General features: G+C 62.0%; 4 protein-coding genes. 1 reads left to right on the forward strand and 3 read right to left on the reverse strand.

What is annotated here, in order from left to right:
* The first annotated feature begins 139 nt into the window (after window positions 1-139).
* Window positions 140-1060: a polyphosphate kinase 2 gene (gene ppk2, locus EN935_RS25095; protein WP_127264886.1), complete on the forward strand. Its 921-nt coding sequence runs from the start codon at window positions 140-142 to the stop codon at window positions 1058-1060.
* A 205-nt stretch (window positions 1061-1265) separates the two neighbouring features.
* On the opposite strand, the gene EN935_RS25100 is transcribed toward ppk2, so the two are convergent.
* From EN935_RS25100 to EN935_RS25110, 3 genes are all read right to left on the reverse strand, one after another.
* Window positions 1266-1913, reverse strand: a complete 648-nt coding sequence (locus tag EN935_RS25100; protein ID WP_127264885.1) for a dihydrofolate reductase family protein — start codon at window positions 1911-1913, stop codon at window positions 1266-1268.
* Window positions 1914-2131: 218 nt separating this feature from the next.
* Window positions 2132-3163, reverse strand: a complete 1032-nt coding sequence (gene hemB, locus EN935_RS25105) for a porphobilinogen synthase (RefSeq protein ID WP_109668591.1) — start codon at window positions 3161-3163, stop codon at window positions 2132-2134.
* Between the two features lie 86 nt (window positions 3164-3249).
* The gene (locus EN935_RS25110; RefSeq protein ID WP_127264884.1) at window positions 3250-4080 is read right to left on the reverse strand and encodes a DUF2066 domain-containing protein; all 831 of its coding nucleotides are present in this window, start codon (window positions 4078-4080) and stop codon (window positions 3250-3252) included.
* Between the last annotated feature and the right edge of the window lie 54 nt (window positions 4081-4134).

A 4134-nucleotide genomic window follows, 5' to 3' on the forward strand; every position in this document is an offset into this window, starting at 1 on the left:
GATCACGCTCGGGCTGCAATAAAACCGTCATTGCCGGCCTATATTGAAGTCGGCTCAGGGTGTTGCCGTTCCGGGCCATAAGCCGGGAGTTTGCGACGCCGGACATGGATCGACAGAGCTTGCAAGCGGAGCAGCTGAGATGACCGAGCTAAAACAGAATTCTCCTGCCAAGGACTGGCTTGAAGCCGAGCTCGCCGACACGCTCGACGAGGACTATGAGCTCGAAATGTCGGAGCCGGCGCTGTCGATGGAGATCGCAAAGATCTACAAGAACGCGCATCCGCCTTCGATCGATCGCATGCAGTATTTTCGCGAGCTGATCACCCTACAGTCCGAATTGATCAAGCTGCAGTCCTGGGTCGCCTACCACAAGAAGAAGCTGGTGGTGATCTTCGAGGGGCGCGACTCGGCCGGCAAGGGTGGCGTCATCAAGCGCATCACCCAGCGGCTCAATCCACGCATCTGCCGTGTCGTCGCACTGCCGGCGCCGACCGAACGCGAGAAGTCGCAATGGTATTTCCAGCGCTATGTGCCGCATCTGCCGGCCGGCGGCGAGATCGTGCTGTTCGACCGCTCCTGGTACAACCGCTCGGGCGTCGAACGGGTGATGGGCTTTGCCCAGCCCGATCAGGTGGAAGAGTTCTTCCACGACGTGCCGGAATTCGAGCGCATGCTGGTCCGCTCGGGCATCACCGTGGTCAAATACTGGTTCTCGATCACCGACGAAGAACAGCAGATGCGCTTCCTGATGCGCATCCACGATCCGATGAAGCAGTGGAAACTGTCGCCGATGGACCTGCAGTCGCGCGTGCGCTGGGAGCAGTACACCAAGGCCAAGGAAGAGACCTTCGTGCGCACCAACATCCCGGAGGCCCCCTGGTTCATCGTCGAAGGCAACGACAAGAAGCGGGCGCGGCTGAACTGCATCGACCACCTGCTCCAGCAGATGCCCTATGAAGAGGTCCCACACGAAGAGATCACGCTGCCGGAGCGCGTCTTCAATCCCGAATACGAGCGCCAGACGCTGCCGCGCGAACTCTACGTGCCGGAGAAGTACTGAGCACTTTTTTCTTCTCCCCGTTCCACGGAGAGAAGGTGCCCGAAGGGCGGATGAGGGGCGGCGCCGGCGTTGGCGATTGAGCCCAATTTGCTGCCACTGGCGGCTTGCTGCTAGTCTCCAAAGGTAGCGTTGCCCCTCATTGCCCTGCCGGGCATTTCTCCCCGTAGAACGGGGAGAAAGAAGCTTGCGCCGAGGGCTTCGCCACCTACGCCCGCTTGATCACCACATGCGTGGCAAGCGCAGTCGCCACTTGCTCGCTGCACTGATAGCCCAGCTTCACCATATCGAGGCCGGCAAAAAGGTTCTCGCCCGCGCCGAGCAGCACCGGTGAAATCGCCAGGTGCATCTCGTCGATCAGCTTTTCCTGCAGGTACTGGCGGATGGTGTCGACACCGCCACCGACCCGTACATCCTTGCCCCCAGCCGCCGCCTTCGCCTGTTCAAGCGCCGAATGGATGCCGTCGGTGATGAAATAAAATGTCGTGCCGCCCTCCATGACGATCGGTTCGCGCTTGTGGTGGGTCAGCACGAAAACCGGCACGTGGTAGGGCGGGTTGTCGCCCCACCAGCCCTTCCAGCTGTCGTCAGGCCATTCGCTGCGGATCGGCCCGAACATGTTGCGGCCGAGGATCCAGGCGCCGACATTCTCGAAGCTGCGCGCCGCGAACGCCTCGTTGATATCGGTGGTGCCGCCATCTTGTCCGAGCACCATCTTACGGAAGGTGCGGGTGTCGACAAACCACTTGTGCAAGGATTCCCCGCCGACACCGAGCGGATTTTGTAGGTTCTGATCGGGACCGGCGCCGTAGCCGTCGAGCGACAGGCTGAAAGCGTTGACACGAAGTTTGGACATGAGAGCCTCCTCGATAGCCAGTTGTATTTTGCAATCGGTTATTTGTAGTAAGCTGCTTGCGAATTGCAAGCGGTATTTTTTAGGTACAAACGAGCCTCGAAGCGAATGGTCTAGCGACCCTCGCTCTGGTCTCCCGGCCGGACGTCGGAAATTGTCAGGGATGCCGAGGCGGATCGCCGGCATTTGCTCGCCGCGACCGATCATCGTCGGAAGAGAAGTTATCCCTTCAGCAGTTCCGCCACTTCGGGAGCGAAATAGGTCAAAATGCCGTCGCAGCCGGCGCGCTTGAAGGCGAGCAGCGATTCCAGCATCGCCTTCTCGCCATCGATCCAGCCATTGGCGGCGGCGGCCTTGATCATCGAATACTCGCCCGACACCTGGTAGGCGAAGGTCGGCATCTGGAATTCATCCTTCAGCCGCCGGATGATGTCGAGATAGGGCAGGCCGGGCTTGACCATCAGCATGTCGGCGCCTTCGGCGATGTCCTGTTCGGCCTCGCGCACCGCCTCGTCGGAATTGGCGTGGTCGATGTAGTAGGTCTTCTTGTCGCCCTTGAGCAGGCCGGCGGTGCCGACCGCCTCGCGATAGGGACCGTAGAAGGCCGAGGCGAACTTGGTCGCATAGGACATGATCGCCACATCCTGGAAACCATTGGCGTCGAGCGCGTCGCGGATGGCGCCTATGCGGCCATCCATCATGTCGGACGGCGCGATGATGTCAGCGCCGGCAGCCGCCTGGATGACGGCCGCGGCGGTCACCTGTTCCACCGTCTCGTCGTTGACGATGATGCCGTCGCGCAGGATGCCGTCATGGCCGTGGCTGGTGAACGGGTCGAGCGCGGCGTCGGTGATGATGCCGATCTCCGGCACCGCGTCCTTGATCGCGCGGGTGGCGCGGTTGATGACGTTGTTCGGGTTGAGGATGTGCGAACCGGTCTGGTCGCGCAGCGAGATGTCGACATTGGGGAAGGTGGCGAGCGCCGGAATGCCGAGCTTTGCCGCTCGCTCGGCCTCCTTGACGGCGAGATCGATGGACAGGCGGAAGACCCCCGGCATGGCGGCGATCGGCTCGCGGATATTCTTGCCGTCAACGACGAAGATCGGCCAGATCAGGTCGTCGACCGAGAGCCTGTTCTCTTGCACCAGACGGCGCGACCAGTCGGCCTTGCGCATGCGGCGCAAGCGGCGGCTGCCGGTGATGTCGTCGACGCTGCGCGCGCCGGCTGGCTTTGTCGGGGTGAATTTGTTCATCGCCAAAACTCCAGATCGGCGGCTTTTACCACGAGCCCTTGCCGCTGACCAATGCGACACGTTTGTGCCAGCGATCCGGTCGAGGCCTATTTTGGTTGCCCATTGCCCGACAGGATCTGCGCCGCGCCGCGCATGGCAACGCGGAAAGCCTCATCGAAGCTGACACCGCGCACGTGCCACATATAGGTCTTGCCCGCCATGGCCAGCCGCCAGTCGGCGATCCAGCCCAGCTCCTTGTCGCTCCAGACGAGGCTGCCGGAAAGCGCCTGGTCGGCGCCGGCCTTCTTCGCAATGGTATCGAGCTTTGTCATCTCGGTGTTACGAAGCGCCTGATCGGCCAATCCGGCCTGCGACAGCAGCGCTGCCGTGGGAAAAGCCACCTGCATGGCCAGCGGCGCGGCGGCATTGCCGAACGATTCGCGCATCAGCACGCCGCGCTCGTCATTGGCATCGAGCGCGAAATGCCTTGTACCGCGCTCGGTCGCCAAAAACACCGCCAGCCGTGGCCGCTCGGTCAGCCACGGCCTGCTGCCGAGCAAAGCCAGCACCGGGTCGATGGTGGCCGGCTTGTAGTGGCAGTAGAGATTGTGAGGCCGATCGTACGTGCCTTGATCGTCATGGTTGGGAATGCCTTCCATACGGTCGCGGTAACCGAAGCTGGCGACAAAGCTGCCGGCCTTGTCGCGCAGTGCCACCATCTCCGGTTTCGCCGGCAGGCGCTGATCGCCGGAAACCCGGACCAGAACCGCGTCGAGACAGCGTTTGAAGCCGGCCTGGCGGTTTTTCTCGTACTTGCCGTTGACGATGGTCTGAGAGCTGTAGAGGTCTTCGATATCAGCTGCCCTGGCCGGTCCATTGGCGACGCAGATGGCCAGCAGGCCACACAGAACAAGGGCAAGGCGCAAAAACTGCGGCATGGCTCACCGTCCGGTTCGAGGCTTGGCGGCCAATCTCTAACACCGAGTGCCGCC

Origin of the sequence: Mesorhizobium sp. M7D.F.Ca.US.004.03.1.1 (assembly GCF_003998635.1) — a bacterium.
Lineage (GTDB): Bacteria > Pseudomonadota > Alphaproteobacteria > Rhizobiales > Rhizobiaceae > Mesorhizobium > Mesorhizobium loti.

Coding starts and splice junctions, on each gene's coding strand:
- EN935_RS25100 (WP_127264885.1), bottom strand. CDS start 1,913: ATGTCCAAACTTCGTGTCAACGCTTTCAGCCTGTCGCTCGACGGCTAC.
- EN935_RS25110 (WP_127264884.1), bottom strand. CDS start 4,080: ATGCCGCAGTTTTTGCGCCTTGCCCTTGTTCTGTGTGGCCTGCTGGCC.
- hemB (WP_109668591.1), bottom strand. CDS start 3,163: ATGAACAAATTCACCCCGACAAAGCCAGCCGGCGCGCGCAGCGTCGAC.
- ppk2 (WP_127264886.1), top strand. CDS start 140: ATGACCGAGCTAAAACAGAATTCTCCTGCCAAGGACTGGCTTGAAGCC.